The organism is uncultured Veillonella sp. (assembly GCF_963524655.1).
GTDB lineage: Bacteria > Bacillota > Negativicutes > Veillonellales > Veillonellaceae > Veillonella.
Genome location: NZ_CAURHA010000006.1, coordinates 43,976 through 62,659, shown reverse-complemented (window position 1 = coordinate 62,659; position 18,684 = coordinate 43,976). Strand labels below are relative to the sequence as shown.

Genomic DNA, 18,684 nt, shown 5'->3' with positions numbered 1-18,684 from the left:
CATATATACTTCAATGCTATCTCGCGTCGTACCAGGAATATCTGTTACGATAGCGCGGTTTTCACGCAAGAGAGCATTCATTAAGCTCGATTTACCTGCATTTGGACGGCCTACGATAACCGTTGTAATACCATCCCGAATGAGGCGGCCTGTATTCGCTGTGGACAAGAGATCATCCATAGCTTTCAAAATAGGCTCTAGTTGCTCACGAACCTCTTGGCTCGTTACATCCTCAATATCCTCTTCAGGATAGTCGATGGTTACCTCTAAATGAGCAATCATAGCGATGAGCTGTTCACGCACATCTTTTACAAAGGACGAAACGGTGCCATCTAGCTGGGATACAGCGAGGGAGAGGGAGTCCTCCGTTTTTGCTTCAATAATATCAATGATCGCCTCTGCTTGAGTGAGGTCGATGCGTCCGTTCATAAAGGCACGCTTCGTAAATTCACCGGCTTCGGCCATGCGCACATCGTGGTTTAAGAGCAATTTCAGAATTTGTCGATCCGGCACAATGCCGCCGTGACACTGAATTTCCACTACATCCTCTGCCGTGTAGGAATGAGGGCCTTTCATTAATAACACAAGAACCTCGTCGATGGTCTTGTTCGTTGTAGGGTCCACAATGGTCCCATATTGTATCGTTCTATTTTGGCGGTCCATCAAAGGAACGGTACCAGCGCTCTTGAACAGGCTATTTACAATAGGAAAACTATCCTTGCCGCTGACCCGAATAATACCAACCCCGCCGATACCGGGCGGCGTCGCAATGGCCGCTATTGTATCATCTATATACATAAAAATCTCCGTATTTCGATTAACTTTTATATTTTCTTCGCCTGTGAAAGTTAAACTAAACTAATCTTACCCGCGCGAAGATTAACTTAGGTTAGCTTTCACCATAACCTAAAGAATAAAGGGAGCAGCCCCCAAGTAACTGAAAAACCCAGTTACTCAAAAGCTGCACCACTATATTTTATTTTTTGTAAGAAATCACAACGTGACGGAACGGTTCGTCCCCTTCGCTGTTTGTTACAATGTGTTTGTCCCCTTGAAGGGCAGTGTGAATGATTTTACGTTCAAAAGCATTCATCGGTTCTAAGGAAACCTTTTGACGGTTGCGTTTTACCTTAGAAGCCAAGCGTTTCGCGAGATTCACCAATGTTTCTTCTCGGCGAGAACGATAGTTTTCCACATCCACCACGATGTGGCAGTGGCCAGATACATCCTTGTGAGCCACGAGATTAGTTAAGTATTGGATGGCATCCAATGTTTGACCATGTTTGCCAATCAAAATACCTAGCTCTTCGCCGTGTACTTGGAATGTAATTTTATCTTTCGTCATCATTTTTTCGATAACTACTTTGAGGCCCATTTGAGTAAACATATCATCGAGGAATTGTTTACCTTTTTCAGCAATCTCTTGTTGGTCTTCTTTTGAAAGTTCCTTTTTAGAAGGTTTTTCTTCTACTTCTTCATCAAAAGTTTCCACAGCTGCTGTTTCTTGCACTTCTATTTCAGTTGTTGCAACCGGCTGGGAAGCAACAGCTACAGATTGTTCTTCTGCTTGAACTACTTCTTCAACAGTTGCAGTTTTTGCCATAGCTGTGAAGAATAAGCGAACAACTGCTGGTTTACGACCAATGCCCAAGAAGCCATTAGAAGGTTGTTCTAAGACCTTAGTTTCAACCAACTCTTGGCCATCTTCAGCCAATTGAGCTACACCTTTGGCAATGGCATCTTCAATGGTTTTAGCAGATACATCGATAAATTCCATAGTGTCTCCTATTTTTTAGCTTCTAAGCCTTTGTAAATGAAATGTTGTTGCACAAATTGGAACACATTGGATACGATCCAGTAAATAACTAAGCCAGAAGGGAAGTTAAGGGAGATGTAACCAATGAATAGAGGCATAAAGATTGTCATAATCTTTTGTTGTTGCGCAGCAGCACCAGTTGCACCGCTACCAGTTTGTTTAGACATAATCCAAGTGGACGCCGCACTCAATACTGGCAAAATGTACATTGGATCTGGTTCGCCAAGGCTAGGGAGCCATAAGAATTGTACATAGTTTTGATCGTATGGATAGCCTTGTAAAGCGTAGAAGATAGCGATCAAGAATGGCATTTGCACCAATAGAGGCAAGCAGCCAGCTAGTGGGTTAACGCCCATTTCTTTGTACAATGCACCCATTTCCGCTTGCAATCTTGCAGGATCGTTTTTGTATTTGTTCTGCAATTCTTGCATGCGAGGCTGTAACTCTTGCATAGCCTTCATGGATTTAATTTGTTTAACAGTAAGTGGTGCTAAAATCGCTTTAATGAAGATTGTTAAAAGGATAATAGCTACACCGTAGCTTGGATAGCCTACCATTTGAGTTAATTGGAACGCATAGGTTACCAATGTAGTCATCAATTCAACGATAGGGTGGAATATACTACTTAAGAATTCCATTGTTTCTCCTTTTTCTTACAGTCCGAAATCGTCCTTTGCGCATCTATATATCGTTATGGTATGGTCTAAATTTCATCCATACAGATGCTCAGGTATTTCCAAAACTGTGCTAGATGTTTTTTGTGAAAGTTGCTTTCACAAAACTCAAAACCAGCCTAATCCAAAATAGATTATGGTACTGGATCGTAGCCACCCTTATGGAAAGGATGACAGCGAAGAATACGTTTTAAACCCATCCAGCTACCTTTCAAAGGACCATATTTTTCGATGGCCTGCAGAGTATATGTGGAACATGTCGGATAATAACGGCAACATCCAGGTTTTAAGGGAGATATGGCAAGCTGATAGAACCTAATTAAAAGTCGTAAAAGCATTGTTATATAGCGTTTCATAGAAATCTCCATATACACAAAAAGGACCAAAGCCTCTAACTTGTGGTCCTATTTATCATTTTGTACCAATAATTTGCTTTTTCGCAAGAGATACAAAATCTCCTTTTCCGCTTTTTCGTAGGTAGCGTTTTTCAGAGGGCCACGTCCAACAATTACGATATGATATCCTTCGCGAATGGAATGTTGATTGAGACGATATACCTCTTTCATAAGGCGTCTAGCTCGGTTGCGCTCCACTGCACAACCAACCTTTTTGCCTGTTACAAAACCAATGCGCGTAGATTGCTTCGCCACGGGCATACGATAGAGTACACACATACGGCCTACTTCGTATTTACCGTGCTTATACACAAGGCGATATTCATTATTGTGCGTCAGTCGTCTTGCTTTATCGAGGCAAAAATTCATATGCATTGTCCTTAAGTCCTAAGAATAGAAAAACTTGGCAGCAGCGCCAAGTTTTTTCTCCTGCCTAACAGCTATTATATTATGCAGATAAGCGTTTTCTGCCTTTTGCACGTCTTCTTTTTAAAACGAGACGGCCACCGATAGTTTTCATGCGTTCACGGAAACCATGGGTACGTTTTCTCCAAAGAGTATTTGGTTGGTAAGTACGTTTCATTAGTAAAACACCTCCTCGTCATTTTGTATTGTTTTACTTATACCATAACAGGGTAATTATAGAGTTAAAACGTAAATTTGTCAATATAATAAAGGCATTCTGCTTGTGAGTTCTTGTATTTCTATAATAATTCTATCACACATTTCATCCAATAATTGATGTTACGTTTCCAGGGGGAGGAATATAGGGCTCCTTCATCGCTCCATACGACGCGTAAAGTCGCTCAAAAGGACCCTATATTCCCTCCCTGAGTAAACCCTAATGTCACCTTATACACCACTACACGATGTAAACGTAACATCAATAATCTACAACACAAGAACTCACATTCTAATCTTTTTATATTTGGACAAATTTATGTTTTAATCTCTAGTTGAAAAGAGGGGGAGGAATAGATGTGGTTTTCTCCCTCCATACGACACGTAAGTCGGTCAAAAATACACATCTATTCCTACTCCCAACACATTCTAATGACTACTATAACACCTACCGCCAGTATAAAAAGTAGTATCAGTTTTATAGCAAATCTAAAAAGTCTTTCAGAATACAGATCTAAGATTTAACAAATCTTACCTTTTAACCTCTTGAAGGGAAAGGGAGAAATTGATGTTTTGATCTCTAGTTGTGGAAAGAGGGCAAGTAGATGCTGTTAATTTCCTCTGACTTCTCTCCCCAATTTTCATTTAAGTTGTGCAGATAACGTTTTATAAACAGGTCTAATGTAGATTGCTAAAAGGTATATCTATTACTTTTCCATTTGTGTGTATAGAAATTATAAAATTATCTGGTTGGAGGAGGGGAAGTGAAACTACTTTTTGAGTGACTTACGCGTCGTATGGAGCGATAAAAGTAGTTTCACTTCCTATCCCAAAAGTAATAGATATACCCAAAGAAATTTAAAATATACATTATAAACAGTTTATAAAAGTTATCCACAGATTGAATGACAAATTACTTATTTTTTGGTACAATCATACTTGAAATTAGAAAAAAGTATATATTTTTATAAGTTTTTGATGGATAACTTTTAAGGTTATCCACATTTTTTCTCTTTTGACCTGTGTGATCTATAAAGTCAGTTATTATCTGGTTAAAAGAGAATTTTATTTTCACTTATTCACAGGTTGTGCACAGGTTATTCACAGGAATAATATGGTTTTCCACAGCTTTTACAATAGTTATACACATTATTCCTAAAGTTATACACATTTATCGTAATAGTTATACACAAGAGGCACGTCATGCAATCATTTGATTTGAATAATATATGGGAACATATATTGCAAGAGGCGAAAAAGAACATGCAACATTTGCCTGACGCATTGTACTTGCGCGTTACGTCATCGTTGATTCCCATGTCTCTCGACAGTCATTCGATCCATATTGGGGTCATGCAAACATTTGTTAAAAACTTAATCGATCAGCAGCCGCAGATCAGCAAGGCTTTGCAGGATGCTATTACTACGGTTATCGGTTCCCATCGGGATATGGTGTTATTTGATTTCAATCAAGAGAGTATAGATACTACCTTTGTTGATGAAAGTCTCATTGATGATGCTCCTGTAGTGGCTCCACCGATGCCGTTACCACCTGTGGTAGAGGAAAAAGCTCAACAAGATGAGTTCTACACACCGGTGTATCAGGAACCTGTCTATATCGACCGCACACCAGCTCCTGTGAATATTCCAGATGAGCCAATGGTAGCGCCTAGTAAAACGGTTGAAACTACAACACCTACATTACAGTCTGATAATGTGCCTGTGGATTTATCCTTATCTAACCTTAATCCAGCGTATCGTTTCGATAACTACGTTACAGGTAACGCCAACCGCATTCCTTTTGGGGCTGCTCAAAATGTAGCTGAATTCCCAGGAGGCGACTATAATCCGCTCTTTATCTACGGCCCGTCAGGCCTCGGTAAAACGCACTTAATGCACGCTATTGGCAACGCTATCAAGGAACATCATCCACATATGAAGGTTATGTCCATTACGAGCGAAAACTTTATGAACATCTTCGTTGAAACATTGCAACGTAACCAAGGTAAATTATTCCGCAATACGTTCCGCAACATAGACGTGCTCATGATCGACGATATTCAGTTCCTTGAAAGTCGTGAAAGTACGAAAACTGAGCTATTTAATACGTTCAATGAATTATTAAATAACAACAAGCAAATTGTCCTCACCTCTGATACGATGCCAAACGATATGGAGCAATTCGAAGATCGTCTCCGTTCTCGTTTCCAAGCTGGCTACATTGCCACTATGGAAAATCCAGATTTAGAAACGCGCATTGCCATCTTTAGATCTTTGCTAGAACGAGAATATAAGAAAAATCGCGTTATCCGCATCGATAACGACTCCATCAACTACGTGGCATTACAATTTAGCGAAAACGTCCGCGTGTTGCAAGGTGCTTTCACCAAATTAATCGGCACCGCATCCATCGATCAACGTCTTGAATCTATCGACCTAGAATATACAAAACAAGCCTTGGCTGGCCTCGTTCACACAGAAGAGGTGAACATGGTTAATATTGAAAGTATCCAGAATTTTGTAAGTTCTTATTTCAATATTAAAAAGCAAGACTTGCTCGGCAAGAAGAGAAAAGCTCAATTCGCATTCCCACGGCAAATTGCCATGTATTTATGCCGCGACATGATCAACGAAAGTTATCCGCAAATCGCAGCTGCCTTCTCTCGTGACCATACGACAATTCTCCATGCGTACGATAAAATCACGAAGGAAATTGAAAAAAACGAAGAAACAAAACGCATAGTAGCAGAAATTAAACAGAAATTAACAACCTGTGGATAACTCTGTGGATAGATGGTGTATAACTTTGTGGATATCCAAAAACTCGCACTTACCTGTGAGTATGTGGATAAGTAGATACAAACTATCAACATAGTTATACACACCCCAAAAATCACACAGCTAGTGGCCCCAATTCACTTTTACACATATGAACAGGCCCCTACTATTACTACTACTAAAACTAACAAACAATCAAAAAACCAGTAGAAACAGATCTATCGCAGAATATCTATAGAGCATCTACGGTAGCAAACATAGAATATTACAAACAAACATACAAATCATAAAGGAGTTATAAATGCATATTACATTCCCAAAAGCAAATCTCCAAAAAGCAATCAACGTATTGCAAAAGGTATCTCAAAATAAAACAAGTTCCAACTTACCAGGTGCTATCTACATGACAACAAAAAATGGTCAAGTAGAGTTACAAGGTAACGATTTTGAGCTCGGTATTCGTTTAACCATCGATGGCGACATCAAAGAACCTGGCACATTAGTAGTAGGTTCTCGCTATTTCCAAGAATTAATTCGCAAATTACCTGGCGATACAATCGAACTTTACAAACCAGAGGACGGAAATTCTTTAACAATCACATCTGGATCTTCTGAATTTAACCTCGTTACATTACATCCAGATGATTTCTCTTTGGTTGAACAAATTCACGACCAAGATCATGTAAATATCGATAGCTTTGCTATGAAAGAACTCATCGATTTAACAAACTACGCAGCTGCAACAGACGAAGATCGTCCTGTATTTACTGGTGCTCTTCTTGAAATTAAAGAAAACGAAGTCACAATGGTTGCTACTGATACACATCGCATGGCTGTTAAGAAAATCACTATCGATGAACCAGCAACTACGCCAATGCGTGCTATCATTCCTACAAAAACGTTGGCTGAAGTATCTCGTTTATTACCAACAGATAATCCAGCCATGATCAACATCATCTGGAACCGCACACAAATCGTGTTCAACTTTGAATCTATTTATATTATTTCTCGTTTGATCGAAGGCACATATCCTGAATATGAAAAGGTAATTCCTTCCCAATTCGACTCTAGCGCTGTTATCGATCGCCGCGAATTCGCTGGTGCTGTTGACCGCGTATCCTTATTAGCTAAAGATATCAGCTATAACGTAATTCGTTATGATTGGTCTGAAAGCAATGTAACATTGTCTACTCAAAATACTGAAATCGGTATGGCCAAAGAAGACGTAGCTGTTGAATTTAAAGGTACACCTTTCACAATCTCCTTCAACGGTCGCTACATCTCCGACATCTTGCGCCACAGCACAGGCGATAACATCCACTTGTTCTTAAAACAAAATGGTCCAGTTGTCATTCGCCAAGACAATAATCCGAACTATACATACGTAGTAACACCAGTTCGTACGAATGCGTGATCTTAAATACAGTTATATTTTGAGAAAAATATTACTGCATTGTATATTTTACTGAATTAATATACATATTTTTATTAGGTAATGATGATTAAAAGTCATCGTTACCTAATTCCCATATAGTTATAAATTGTCCACTATAGGAGGACGTTATGAAAGAGCAACAGCAGGTACCCATTCATACGAAGTACATTCAAATTGATCAGTTGTTGAAGTTAGAAGGCATTATCGAAACAGGTGGTCAAATTAAATCCTTTATCGATGAAGGCATTCTTACTTTGAATGGTCAAGTTGTGACAGAAAAGCGCAAGAAGTGTCGCGTTGGGGACGTGATTTCTTGCGAAGGTCTCGATGTAGATCTCGTGATTACTCAAGAGGAGGCATAATCGGTGAGAATTGACTCACTGCAATTATTCCAGTTTCGTAATTACAAGGATGTACAGATTCAGTTTAATCCGGAGATTATCGTTTTACACGGCACCAATGGGGCTGGTAAGACGAATATCCTCGAATCCATCTATGTGGGTACCATTGGTAAAAGCCATCGTACAAACGATACATCGGATATGCTCATGTTCAATGCTGAGGAAGCAGGCATTGTCGTTAAGTTCGAGAAAAAGGATACACCTCAAAAGGTAAATATTAAGTTATTTCGCCAAGGTCCTAAGGATATTCGTTTAAACGACACTAAAATATCTCAAAAAGAATTGATTGGTACATTAAATACAGTTATCTTCTGTCCTGAAGATTTACAGCTCATCAAGGGTACTCCATCGGGGCGTAGACGTTTTCTCGATATGGAAATCTCTCAGACTAGCGCTACTTATTATCATCAGTTGATGCAGTATAATCGGTTATTACAGCAACGAAATGCAGTCCTCAAGGAATATAGAGGAAAGCAAAACATTCCTCTTGAAGAATGGGATTTACAGCTAGCTGATATGGCGAGCTTTATCGTAAAGAAACGGTTAGAAAGCTTAAAGAAAATTAACCTTCTTATCGATTTGATGAATCGTAAATTGACGGATGGCCTTGAGAATTTAACCATCGGTTATGAACAGCCTTATATGGACAACGGATCCTTAGAATATACAAAGGAAGGCTTTTACGAGCGCATTAAAGCAGCGTTGCCCCAGGATCGTCATCGGATGACCACCAGCGTAGGTCCTCATCGCGATGATTTACGATTCTTTTCCGATGCGATGGATTTAAAGAAATTTGGATCACAAGGGCAGCAACGAACGGCTGTATTGTCCTTAAAGTTGAGTGAGCTTGAGTTTATCAAGTCCGAGGTTGGGGAATATCCAGTTCTGCTACTAGATGATGTATTGAGCGAACTTGATGAGTCGAGACGAGCGAATTTATTGCAGTTTATTCATAAACGCATTCAAACATTTATTACTACTACAGATATTCACGATTTTAAAGATTTGAAATCGGTTCAATTTATTTCTTGTGAAGGGGGTAAGGTTCAGTATGGACAGCCTTGATCTTTGTTTACCAAAGGCCTTAGCAGAACTGAATTTACTAGAACAATATAAATTAAATACCCTTGTTCACAAGTGGCGTCATGTAGTGGGCGATGTCATTGCAGACCATACGAAAATTGTGTCTATCAAGCCTCCAGATATGGTGATTAGCGCAGATAATTCCATGTGGATGCAGGAACTACAGATGCAAAAACGGCGTATCATAGAGGCGATTAACAAGTATTACCGCCAAGAGGTCATCACCGATATTCGCTTTATTATGAAACGTCAGAGCTATGTGAAAGCAGAGAACAATACGTCTATATCTCTTCCTGACAAAATAGGGGAATCTAAAAAGATTAATTTTGCAGACATCGTGCTTTCAAAAGAAGACGTAGACGCCATCGATAAATCGTTAGAGAAGACAAATAACGAAGAATTAAAGGCTGCTTTCAGAAAAGTACAAATTATGGCTCGAAAGCGGGAAATCTATTTAGAGCAGCATGGCTATCATCGTTGTAAGCGATGTGGCATGCACATGGAATCGAAAAAAGAAATCTGTCCCACTTGCGAATACGAATTGCATCGCGCTCATATTAAGGACATTAAGGCGGTCATTAGAAAGTATCCGTACTTTAAATACAGTGACTGTCAGCAATTTATACAGTGTACCTTCCCAGACTTTGCAGAAGCTATGCGGGAATCTATATACTTTTACTTAGATAAAATTTATAAAGGGTCCATCAATCGTCGTCACATGTATATGGTGGCTATGCTCATCACTCATAAGAAGCCTGATGAGTTGACGGATCAGCACGTTATTAATTTGTGCAACAAATATCGATCAAAGTTCCTTGCTGAAGAGGAACAGCGAAAAATTGATTCATTAAATGGGACATTAGAAAAGTAGAGGAGGCATTCCTATGTACGTTCATATTGGGGATACCGTTTCCGTACCGATTGAATCCATCATTACCATGGTGCACGCCAAGGGCGGAAAGTCCCATAAAAGTCCTATTCATCACTATGAAAGCTTAGAGTATATCGCCATGGTGCCAGAGGAGCAAATCAAGACCTATGTGGTCACTGATGATTGCATTTATGGATCTGGTATTAGTATTAAGACTTTAATGAGGCGAATTGATGAATTTTATAGTATAATAAAGAGATAAGTTTAATCTGTACATGTGTTGTCATACAAATTCTAGTATGTACAGTGAGATAGATTGTTAGGAGGAGTTTGTTTCATGCCTGAACAAAATTATGGCGCTCAGAATATTCAGGTTCTTGAGGGTCTCGACGCGGTGCGTAAACGCCCGGGGATGTACATTGGTAGTACGTCTGCCCGCGGTTTGCATCACCTCGTATACGAAGTTGTAGATAACTCTGTAGACGAAGCGCTTGCTGGTTACGCTACACACATCGAAGTGTCCATCAATCCAGATAACAGTATTACTGTTGTGGATGATGGCCGTGGTATCCCAACAGGGATGCATGAATCTGGTATGTCTGCGGTAGAGTTAGTATTAACTAAATTACATGCCGGTGGTAAATTCGGCGGTGGCGGCTACAAGGTGTCTGGTGGTCTTCACGGCGTAGGTATTTCCGTAGTAAATGCATTGAGTGAATGGACTAAGGTTCAAGTAGCTCAAAATGGTATCGTTCAAGAAATTTCTTTTGCTCGTGGTCACAAGACTTCCGAGTTGCACGAAATTGGTAAAGCAGAAGGTACTGGTACTACTGTTATCTTCAAGCCAGATGCTGAGATTTTTGAAACTACAGTATTCAGCTTTGATACATTGAAAATGCGTTTACAAGAATTGGCATTCCTTAACAAAGGACTTCGCATTACATTGAGCGATTTGCGCCAAGAGGAACCTCGTGTTGAAAGCTTCCACTACGAAGGTGGTTTGAGTTCTTTCATCACATTCTTGAACGAAAATAAAGAAGTTGTTAATCCAACTGTTATTAACATCGAAAATACAAAAGATGATGTAGTAGTAGATGTAGCTTTGCAATATAACGATAGTTACAGCGAAAACTTGTTGTCCTTCGTAAATAACATCAACACTATTGACGGTGGTACACATCTATCTGGTTTCCGTGCTGCTTTGACTCGTACCCTCAATGATTATGGCCGTAAATCTGGCTTGATTAAGGAAAATGAGTCCAACCTTTCTGGTGAAGACGTACGTGAAGGTTTGACAGCTGTTGTTTCTGTAAAAGTATTGGAACCTCAGTTTGAAGGCCAAACAAAAACTAAACTTGGCAATAGCGAAGTTAAAGGTATTACAGATGTTATCGTATCTGAAGGTCTTAGAACATTCTTCGAAGAACATCCGCAAGATGCGAAGAAAATCATCGAAAAAGCAACAATGGCAAGCCGTGCTCGTGAGGCAGCTCGTAAAGCCCGCGACTTAACTCGCCGTAAAAATGCTTTAGAAGTATCTAGCCTTCCTGGTAAATTGGCAGATTGCTCCGAAAAAGATACATCTATGACTGAAATTTATCTAGTCGAAGGTGATTCTGCGGGCGGTTCTGCAAAACAAGGTCGTGACCGTCGTTACCAAGCGATTTTGCCGTTGCGTGGTAAGATCCTTAACGTAGAAAAAGCACGCCTTGATAAGATTTTAGCTAATAATGAAATTCGCTCCATGATTACCGCTTTCGGTACTGGTATTGGGGAAGAATTCGATATTACTAAGTCCCGTTATAACAAGATCATCATCATGACAGATGCGGACGTTGACGGTGCTCATATCCGTACCTTGTTATTAACATTCTTCTACCGCTATATGAAACCATTGGTGGAAGAAGGCCATATTTACATTGCTCAACCACCGTTGTATCAAATCAAGAAGGGCAAGTCCCATTGGTATGTATACTCTGATGCGGAATTAACTGCTAAGCTTGATGAAGTAGGCCGTGATGGTATCACTATCCAACGTTACAAAGGTTTAGGTGAAATGAACCCTGAACAATTATGGGAAACTACTATGAACCCTGAAAATCGTACGATTTTACAAGTTAGCTTGGAAGATTCTATCGAAGCTGACAAAATCTTTACCGTTCTCATGGGCGATAAGGTAGAACCTCGTCGTAAATTTATTGAAGATAACGCAAAATACGTGCGTAATCTAGATTTGTAAGAGGTGTACCATGGCTGATAATCAAAATAATAACGTAGAGTTTACGTCTAACAAAGATCAACATCTAAAACGTACCCTGAAAGCGCGTCATATGAATATGATCGCTCTTGGTGGTGCTATCGGTACTGGCTTGTTCGTTGCCGGTGGTGAAGTAGTAAGTACTGCAGGCCCTGGTGGTGCGCTCGTAGCTTATGGCCTCATTGGTATCATGGTGTACTTCCTCATGACTTCTCTTGGGGAAATGGCTACGTACTTGCCGATTCCTGGTTCCTTCGGGACCTATGCAAAACGCTATGTAGACCCTGCCTTTGGTTTTGCTTTAGGTTGGAATTACTGGTTTAACTGGGCTATTACCTTGGCTGCTGAAGTATTAGCAGGGGCGCTCATCATGAAATATTGGTTCCCTGATGTGCCTGCCATCGTATGGTCTGCTCTGTTCTTGCTTATTTTATTCGGCTTGAACTATTTATCCACACGTTCCTTTGGTGAAAGTGAATATGTGTTCTCTAGCATCAAGGTTATTACTGTATTCGTATTCCTATTCTGTGGATCCATGCTCATCTTTGGCATTGGTGATACATCTCCAGGCTTTACGAACTGGACAATAGGGGAAGCACCTTTCGTAGGTGGCTGGGAATCTATCCTCGCTATCTTCATGGTAGCTGGTTTCTCCTTCCAAGGTACTGAGCTTATCGGCGTAGCTGCTGGTGAAGCCGAAGACCCTGAAAAGAATGTGCCAAAAGCGATTAATACAATCTTCTGGCGTATTTTATTGTTCTATATCGGTGCTTTCACAGTTATCGGTTTCTTGATTCCATACACTGATCCAAATCTATTGAATTCTAGTGTAGAGAACGTATCTATTTCTCCATTTACACTCGTATTTGACCGCTTTGGTTTTGCCTTTGCTGCTAACTTCATCAATGCTATCATCTTAACGGCAGTACTTAGTGCTGGTAACTCTGGTCTATATTCTTCTACGCGTATGCTCTACGCACTCGCTAAAGAAGGTCAAGCACCTCAAATCTTCGCTAAGCTTAACAGCCGCGGCGTTCCAGTGCCAGCGTTAATCTTAACGACAGCAATCGGTTTATTTGCATTCCTTACAAGCTTCATTGGCGAAGGTACTGCATATACTTGGATTGTTAATATTTCCGGTCTTTGCGGGTTCATCGCATGGGTTGGTATTGCGGTGTCTCACTATCGTTTCCGCCGTGCTTTCATTGCACAAGGTAGAGATCTTAGTGAATTGCCTTACAAAGCATGGTTGTTCCCAATTGGCCCAATCTTGGCGTTCATTCTTTGCGTCATCATCATTGCTGGTCAAAACTACTCTGCTTTCACAGGCGATACAATCGACTGGTACGGCGTATCCGTTGCGTACATTGGCTTGCCAATCTTCTTCGCCGTATACTTAGGTTACAAATACATCAACAAAACTAAACTTGTGCCGTTGAAAGAAGTTAACCTAGACCGCGACTTTGATAGATAATGATTGATTTAATCAATAGTTAATCAATACTATAATAAAATCCTACTTAATGAGCTTTCTTGTGAAAGTAGATTAAGTAGGATTTTTTGTATTTATATTATTTTTACTGTATGATATATATGATAATAATTTTTTAATAATGAGGAGAGAATTATGATTATTACAACAACTTTTCATATTGAAAACAAACCTGTACAAGAATACAAAGGTATTGTATTTGGTGAAGTAGTAGAAGGTCGTAACTTTGTTAAAGACTTCATGTCTGGTATTCGTGACATCGTTGGTGGCCGTAGTGGCAGCTATGAAGATTCTTTGATGAGTGCCCGCCAAGCAGCTCTCGATGAAATGTCTCAACGGGCTTCTAAATTGGGTGCTAATGCTATTATTGGTGTATCCTTCCAATATAGCACCGTAGGTGCACAAAACGGCATGCTCATGATTACATGCAATGGTACAGCTGTAGTAGTTTAATAGATGGTAGACTACGTTAGATATAACTGTTAATATAATCCTAAGGGAAATAAGTAAGTTGCAATGTATTCTTGTGACTAAAAAACAGCAGGCTTTAGTCCTGCTGTTTTTTATGTTACTTATTTATAATTAAATCCCCTAATCAATGTATAAAGCGATATAGCTTTTACAAAGATTAGGGGATTTTTACTAAGGAAATAAAGTTCCTAGTACATATTAGATTTTACAAATTTAGGTATATTTGTAATTATTTTATCTTATACCAGCTTGCGTACATGACTGGCAGTACGATAAGTGTTAGTACTGTTGCAACGAGTAGGCCGCCGCTAAAGGCGATAGCTAGTGGGCTCCAGAATACAGATCCCATGAGAGGAATCATGCCTAAAATTGCTGCGAGAGCGGTGAGCATGATTGGGCGGAAACGAAGTGTAGCGGAGTTGATAATCGCTTCACGAGGTTTTTGGCCTTCTGCCTTGTGGATTTCGATTTGGTCTAACAAGATAATGGAGTTACGAATGATCATACCCGATAGGGCGATGATACCTAGTATGGCCATAAAACCTAACGGCGTTCTCGTAATATTCAGTGCTAATACAACACCGATGAGGCCTAGTGGGGCTGTGAGTAAAGCCATTATCATGAGGGCGATACGCTTCAATTGGAACATGAGGATTGTCATTATCACAAAGAGCATAATCGGCATTGGTTTTAATAATCTTTGAACCGCTGTTACGCTCTTTTCAGCAGCACCGTCTAGCTCAATGGTATAGCCTGTAGACAAGGAATCGCGAATGTCTTGCAAGGATTTATAAACCTCTTTCGTTTTCGCATTGCCTAAAACGCCAGGTTTTACATTAGCATACACACTGATGGTAGGCATCATGTTACGGTGCCAAATAATACCATCCTCTTGCGTCATGGTAATGGTAGCAATTTGGTTAAGTGGTACGTAGGAACCGTTGCCTGTTTGAATCGGTAAGGACGAAAGGGCACTTAAATTGTGCTGTTCGTTGCCGCCTAAACGGAAGGTAACAGGTATAGTTTGATTGCCTTCGTAATATTCACCAGATTTTGTACCAGATAATAGACTTTGTAAGTGCAAGGATACAGCGTAGCTATCGATACCTAGTAGGCGTGCCTTGTTTGGATCGATGTGAATATTGGCTACTGGTTCTGTATCTGGCCAGTCAAAGGCAATATTCTTTAAATCCTTATCGTCTTGCATTTTGGCTTTTACTTGGTTTGCAATGTCTTTTACCACCTTTTGATCAGGACCTGCTACACGGAGCATAACAGGATACTTAGATGGAGGACCGATTTGTACAAACTGAGCATTTACAAGAGCTGATGGGAATTCTGTATTTAAGTAAGACGTTAATTCATTATATAGGTTATCTCGGTCCTCTAAGGATTTTGTAACGATTACATATTGTAAGAAATTGTTTCGTTGCAATTCAGGTTCCAAGGTGAGGACAAAACGAGGAGAACCTTGTCCAATATTGGATGAGAACGTTGCAATGCGTTCGTCCCCTTGTAAATGTTCATCGATGATCTTTGCTTGGTTAGCGGTGTACTCAATGGATGAGCTTTGAGGGAACTGCATGGACACGATAATTTCATTACGCGTTGATGATGGGAAGAATTCCTGTTTGATCAATGGTAGTGAAAGTAGAGATAGTACGAATATGACTAAAGTAGCTAGTAATACTACTTTATGGTGACCTAGTGCCCAATGTAAAAGCTTTTCAAACTTTTCATAGAAGGTCACGTTTAGCTTGTGCATGATATGGTCTCGTTTAGTCCATTCTGATTCAGGTTTTGGTTCTTTGTTTTCGATGATTTTATAACCGAGAACAGGGCTGACGAGAACAGAAGCAAACCAGGATAGGATGAGAGCCATAAATACAACGATGGATAGAGATTTTGTAAATTCTGCTACCATCCCTTCTGCTAGTGCTAATGGCAAGAAGCCTGCACAGGTAATGAGCGTACCGGATAGCATAGGGAACGCCGTAGATTGGTAAGCAAAGGTGGCCGCTTTAAAGTGTCCCCAACCTTCTTCGAGTTTAACGCTCATCATTTCTACAACGATGATGGCGTCGTCTACGAGTAGGCCCAGTGCCAAAATGAGGGCACCTAGGCTAACCTTGTGTAAGTAAATACCGTTTTCATACATCAAGATGAATGTCGTAGATACAACGACTGGAATGGTGAGGGCTACTACGACACCTGTTCGCAAGCCAAGGGATGCAAAGCTTACGAGCAATACGATGGCGATAGCTTCAAATAAGGATTGAGAGAAATCGCCAATGGATTCTTTAACAATATGAGGCTGATTCGATACTTGACTGAGTTCGAGTCCTGCAGGAATAGTTTTCTTCAATTCCGCCAGTTTTTTATCGATAGCTTCACCGAATTCGATATTATTGCCCCCTGCATCCATAGAGATGGCAATGCCAATAGCTGGCTTACCTTCAAAGTAGAACTGTGGATTGCTAGGATCTTGATAGGTCATAGTTACATCAGCCATGTCGCCGAGTCGCAACGTTTGATTATTGATGCGGATAGGCATATCTTGTACAGCTTGAGGGCTATCGAATAGGCCATTAACGCGGAGATATACATTGTTTGTATCTGTCGTAATCATACCAGCTGGAACCATCATACTTTGCTGTTTGATAGCCGTTAATAGCTGTTGCGTGCTGACTTGATAAGATGCTAGCTTATCCTTGTTGATCGTTACATTAAGGGTTTGTTGTTGAACCCCAATGAGGCTGATTTTTTTAACATTAGGAACTGATAAAAGCTGACGATTTAGGTCTTCTGCTTGTTGCCGCTTTTCTTCGTACGAATATTCATCACCACTGATAGCGTAAATGATGCCGTATACATCGTCGAATCGATCGTTGATGGTAGGACCTTGAACGCCTTGGGGCAGTGATTTCCATTCATCGTTGATCATATTCCGCGCTTCTTCCCAAGCGGGACGAATTTTATCAGATGGTAAATTTTCTTTCAGATTAATATAAATTACCGATTTGCTGCCATCTGTGAAAGATTTCGTATAATCCACGCCAGGTAGGTCGCGCAGTTTTTCTTCTAGTTTGTCCGTTACCTGGTCCGACATTTCTTGCGGGGAAGCCCCTGGCCAAGCAACGCCGACCACCATGGTGCGCATCGTAAAGTCTGGGTCTTCCATACGGCCCATTTGGGAGTACGAGAAGATACCAAAGGTGAGAAGCACAGCCATGAAGTAGTAGATAATGGACTTGTGTTTGAGAGCCCATTCGGCTAAGTTAAATTGTTTCATTGACTAACCGCCGTCCCTTCTTGTAACTGTTGGGTACCTGCGGTGATGACAATGTCGCCTTTAGCTAAGCCAGATGTGACGATAACTGAGTTTTGACCAAAATCGCCAGTTTTGATAGGAACTAGATGAGCCTTCTTATCGCGGATGATATAGACCGCATTGTTGCCGTTCGAGTCTTTCACAAGAGCCGTCAATGGAATCGTAATATTGCTTGTATCTGTTGTAGTTAGATTTACGTTTACTGTCATACCTAGTTGTACTTCACTAGGTGCATTTTGTAAGGCGATTTTTACGGTATACGTTCTCGCCACAGGATCTGGAATTGGTGAAATTTCACGTACAACGCCTTGGACCTTTACATCTGGCAAGGCCCAGAAGGTAATAGTAGCAGGGCTTCCTACGTGAATTTTACTCAATTCTTGTTCCGGTAAAGCGATAACTGCTTCTGGATCGTGACCAGCCGCTAAGGTACCAATGCTTTGACCTGCTGCGACCACTTGGCCTGATTCAAGATTGAGGGCCGTTATAATGCCTGTATCTGGAGCCGTTAAGTTGGTATAGCTATTTTGATTGCTACTCAAATTGAGGCTTGCTTGGGCCTGTTGTAGTTGAGCAGCTGTCGCATTCAATTGGTTTTCCGCTTGGTCTAATTGCAATTTACTAATTGCTTGTTGCGCATAGAGTTCGCGGTATCTGTTAGCATTGGTTTCTGCTAATTCGTAAGCCGATTGAGCTGCTTTTACGGCGCCTTCTGCATTTTGCATTTGTGCTGCCGTATCAGAACCGTTGATTTGAGCAATTACTTGTCCTGCTTCTACTACATCACCAACATTAACAAATTTGTTGATAACGCGGCCTCCAATTTGAAAGGCTAGTTTAGTTTCCGTCTTATTGTGGATGGTGCCTGCATAACCAGCACTGGTAGTGCCTGATTCTTCACCGATGGTGATGGTGCGCACCTTGAGGCTTGTATCCTCAGGTGGCTTTTCTGATCCACAACCACTTATGACGGCAGTCCCTATTAATAGGGCCCCTATGGTTGCTATGACTCTTGGATTCATAGAATCTCTCCTTTTACTACCACACATAAGCCCTATG

At 40.5% G+C, this 18,684-nt stretch carries 17 protein-coding genes; 9 read left to right on the top strand and 8 right to left on the bottom strand.

What is annotated here, in order from left to right; all coding sequences use genetic code 11:
• The 6 genes from mnmE to rpmH all read right to left on the bottom strand — a co-directional run.
• On the bottom strand, positions 1–798 hold a 798-nt coding region (mnmE, locus tag RYM16_RS02450), incomplete at its 3' end, for a tRNA uridine-5-carboxymethylaminomethyl(34) synthesis GTPase MnmE (RefSeq protein WP_314982079.1).
• Between the two features lie 178 nt (positions 799–976).
• Complete coding sequence (jag, locus tag RYM16_RS02445) at positions 977–1,777, bottom strand: RNA-binding cell elongation regulator Jag/EloR (RefSeq protein ID WP_314982077.1); 801 nt, start codon at positions 1,775–1,777, stop codon at positions 977–979.
• A gap of 8 nt (positions 1,778–1,785) precedes the next feature.
• The gene (locus tag RYM16_RS02440) at positions 1,786–2,454 is read right to left on the bottom strand and encodes a YidC/Oxa1 family membrane protein insertase (protein ID WP_314982076.1); all 669 of its coding nucleotides are present in this window, start codon (positions 2,452–2,454) and stop codon (positions 1,786–1,788) included.
• Positions 2,455–2,624: 170 nt separating this feature from the next.
• Positions 2,625–2,846: a membrane protein insertion efficiency factor YidD gene (yidD, locus tag RYM16_RS02435; RefSeq protein ID WP_105098628.1), complete on the bottom strand. Its 222-nt coding sequence runs from the start codon at positions 2,844–2,846 to the stop codon at positions 2,625–2,627.
• A 48-nt stretch (positions 2,847–2,894) separates the two neighbouring features.
• On the bottom strand, positions 2,895–3,254 hold the full coding sequence (rnpA, locus tag RYM16_RS02430) for a ribonuclease P protein component (protein WP_195186128.1): 360 nt from the start codon (positions 3,252–3,254) through the stop codon (positions 2,895–2,897).
• 79 nt (positions 3,255–3,333) lie between these two features.
• Positions 3,334–3,468, bottom strand: coding sequence for a 50S ribosomal protein L34 (gene rpmH, locus RYM16_RS02425; RefSeq protein ID WP_004692946.1), 135 nt, complete (start codon positions 3,466–3,468; stop codon positions 3,334–3,336).
• Between the two features lie 1,241 nt (positions 3,469–4,709).
• On the opposite strand from rpmH, the gene dnaA reads away from it, so the two are divergent.
• The 9 genes from dnaA (at position 4,710) to RYM16_RS02380 (ending at position 14,276) form a co-directional block, all read left to right on the top strand.
• Positions 4,710–6,287, top strand: a complete 1,578-nt coding sequence (dnaA, locus tag RYM16_RS02420) for a chromosomal replication initiator protein DnaA (protein WP_314982074.1) — start codon at positions 4,710–4,712, stop codon at positions 6,285–6,287.
• A 298-nt stretch (positions 6,288–6,585) separates the two neighbouring features.
• Positions 6,586–7,698, top strand: a complete 1,113-nt coding sequence (dnaN, locus tag RYM16_RS02415) for a DNA polymerase III subunit beta (RefSeq protein WP_004698016.1) — start codon at positions 6,586–6,588, stop codon at positions 7,696–7,698.
• 149 nt (positions 7,699–7,847) lie between these two features.
• Positions 7,848–8,081, top strand: a complete 234-nt coding sequence (locus RYM16_RS02410) for an RNA-binding S4 domain-containing protein (protein WP_314982072.1) — start codon at positions 7,848–7,850, stop codon at positions 8,079–8,081.
• Positions 8,082–8,084: 3 nt separating this feature from the next.
• Positions 8,085–9,185: a DNA replication/repair protein RecF gene (gene recF, locus RYM16_RS02405; RefSeq protein ID WP_314982070.1), complete on the top strand. Its 1,101-nt coding sequence runs from the start codon at positions 8,085–8,087 to the stop codon at positions 9,183–9,185.
• Positions 9,172–10,074: a DUF721 domain-containing protein gene (locus RYM16_RS02400; RefSeq protein ID WP_314982068.1), complete on the top strand. Its 903-nt coding sequence runs from the start codon at positions 9,172–9,174 to the stop codon at positions 10,072–10,074. The genes recF and RYM16_RS02400 overlap by 14 nt, the downstream gene beginning before the upstream one ends.
• A 13-nt stretch (positions 10,075–10,087) precedes the next feature.
• Positions 10,088–10,336: a DUF370 domain-containing protein gene (locus RYM16_RS02395; protein WP_009351583.1), complete on the top strand. Its 249-nt coding sequence runs from the start codon at positions 10,088–10,090 to the stop codon at positions 10,334–10,336.
• 75 nt (positions 10,337–10,411) lie between these two features.
• On the top strand, positions 10,412–12,313 hold the full coding sequence (gyrB, locus tag RYM16_RS02390) for a DNA topoisomerase (ATP-hydrolyzing) subunit B (protein ID WP_314982066.1): 1,902 nt from the start codon (positions 10,412–10,414) through the stop codon (positions 12,311–12,313).
• 10 nt (positions 12,314–12,323) lie between these two features.
• On the top strand, positions 12,324–13,805 hold the full coding sequence (locus RYM16_RS02385; protein WP_314982065.1) for an amino acid permease: 1,482 nt from the start codon (positions 12,324–12,326) through the stop codon (positions 13,803–13,805).
• A 153-nt stretch (positions 13,806–13,958) separates the two neighbouring features.
• On the top strand, positions 13,959–14,276 hold the full coding sequence (locus RYM16_RS02380) for a YbjQ family protein (protein WP_009351557.1): 318 nt from the start codon (positions 13,959–13,961) through the stop codon (positions 14,274–14,276).
• 247 nt (positions 14,277–14,523) lie between these two features.
• On the opposite strand, the gene RYM16_RS02375 is transcribed toward RYM16_RS02380, so the two are convergent.
• Positions 14,524–17,586 carry an efflux RND transporter permease subunit gene (locus tag RYM16_RS02375; RefSeq protein WP_314982063.1) on the bottom strand — a complete coding sequence of 1,021 codons (3,063 nt, stop codon included), beginning with the start codon at positions 17,584–17,586 and terminating at the stop codon, positions 14,524–14,526.
• On the bottom strand, positions 17,583–18,647 hold the full coding sequence (locus RYM16_RS02370; RefSeq protein WP_314982061.1) for an efflux RND transporter periplasmic adaptor subunit: 1,065 nt from the start codon (positions 18,645–18,647) through the stop codon (positions 17,583–17,585). Before RYM16_RS02370 ends, RYM16_RS02375 begins: the two co-directional genes overlap by 4 nt.
• Positions 18,648–18,684: the final 37 nt, after the last annotated feature.

Coding starts and splice junctions, on each gene's coding strand:
- jag (WP_314982077.1), bottom strand. CDS start 1,777: ATGGAATTTATCGATGTATCTGCTAAAACCATTGAAGATGCCATTGCC.
- dnaA (WP_314982074.1), top strand. CDS start 4,710: ATGCAATCATTTGATTTGAATAATATATGGGAACATATATTGCAAGAG.
- RYM16_RS02440 (WP_314982076.1), bottom strand. CDS start 2,454: ATGGAATTCTTAAGTAGTATATTCCACCCTATCGTTGAATTGATGACT.
- RYM16_RS02375 (WP_314982063.1), bottom strand. CDS start 17,586: ATGAAACAATTTAACTTAGCCGAATGGGCTCTCAAACACAAGTCCATT.
- yidD (WP_105098628.1), bottom strand. CDS start 2,846: ATGAAACGCTATATAACAATGCTTTTACGACTTTTAATTAGGTTCTAT.
- rnpA (WP_195186128.1), bottom strand. CDS start 3,254: ATGAATTTTTGCCTCGATAAAGCAAGACGACTGACGCACAATAATGAA.
- gyrB (WP_314982066.1), top strand. CDS start 10,412: ATGCCTGAACAAAATTATGGCGCTCAGAATATTCAGGTTCTTGAGGGT.
- RYM16_RS02380 (WP_009351557.1), top strand. CDS start 13,959: ATGATTATTACAACAACTTTTCATATTGAAAACAAACCTGTACAAGAA.
- RYM16_RS02400 (WP_314982068.1), top strand. CDS start 9,172: ATGGACAGCCTTGATCTTTGTTTACCAAAGGCCTTAGCAGAACTGAAT.
- RYM16_RS02385 (WP_314982065.1), top strand. CDS start 12,324: ATGGCTGATAATCAAAATAATAACGTAGAGTTTACGTCTAACAAAGAT.
- RYM16_RS02395 (WP_009351583.1), top strand. CDS start 10,088: ATGTACGTTCATATTGGGGATACCGTTTCCGTACCGATTGAATCCATC.
- RYM16_RS02370 (WP_314982061.1), bottom strand. CDS start 18,647: ATGAATCCAAGAGTCATAGCAACCATAGGGGCCCTATTAATAGGGACT.
- dnaN (WP_004698016.1), top strand. CDS start 6,586: ATGCATATTACATTCCCAAAAGCAAATCTCCAAAAAGCAATCAACGTA.
- rpmH (WP_004692946.1), bottom strand. CDS start 3,468: ATGAAACGTACTTACCAACCAAATACTCTTTGGAGAAAACGTACCCAT.
- RYM16_RS02410 (WP_314982072.1), top strand. CDS start 7,848: ATGAAAGAGCAACAGCAGGTACCCATTCATACGAAGTACATTCAAATT.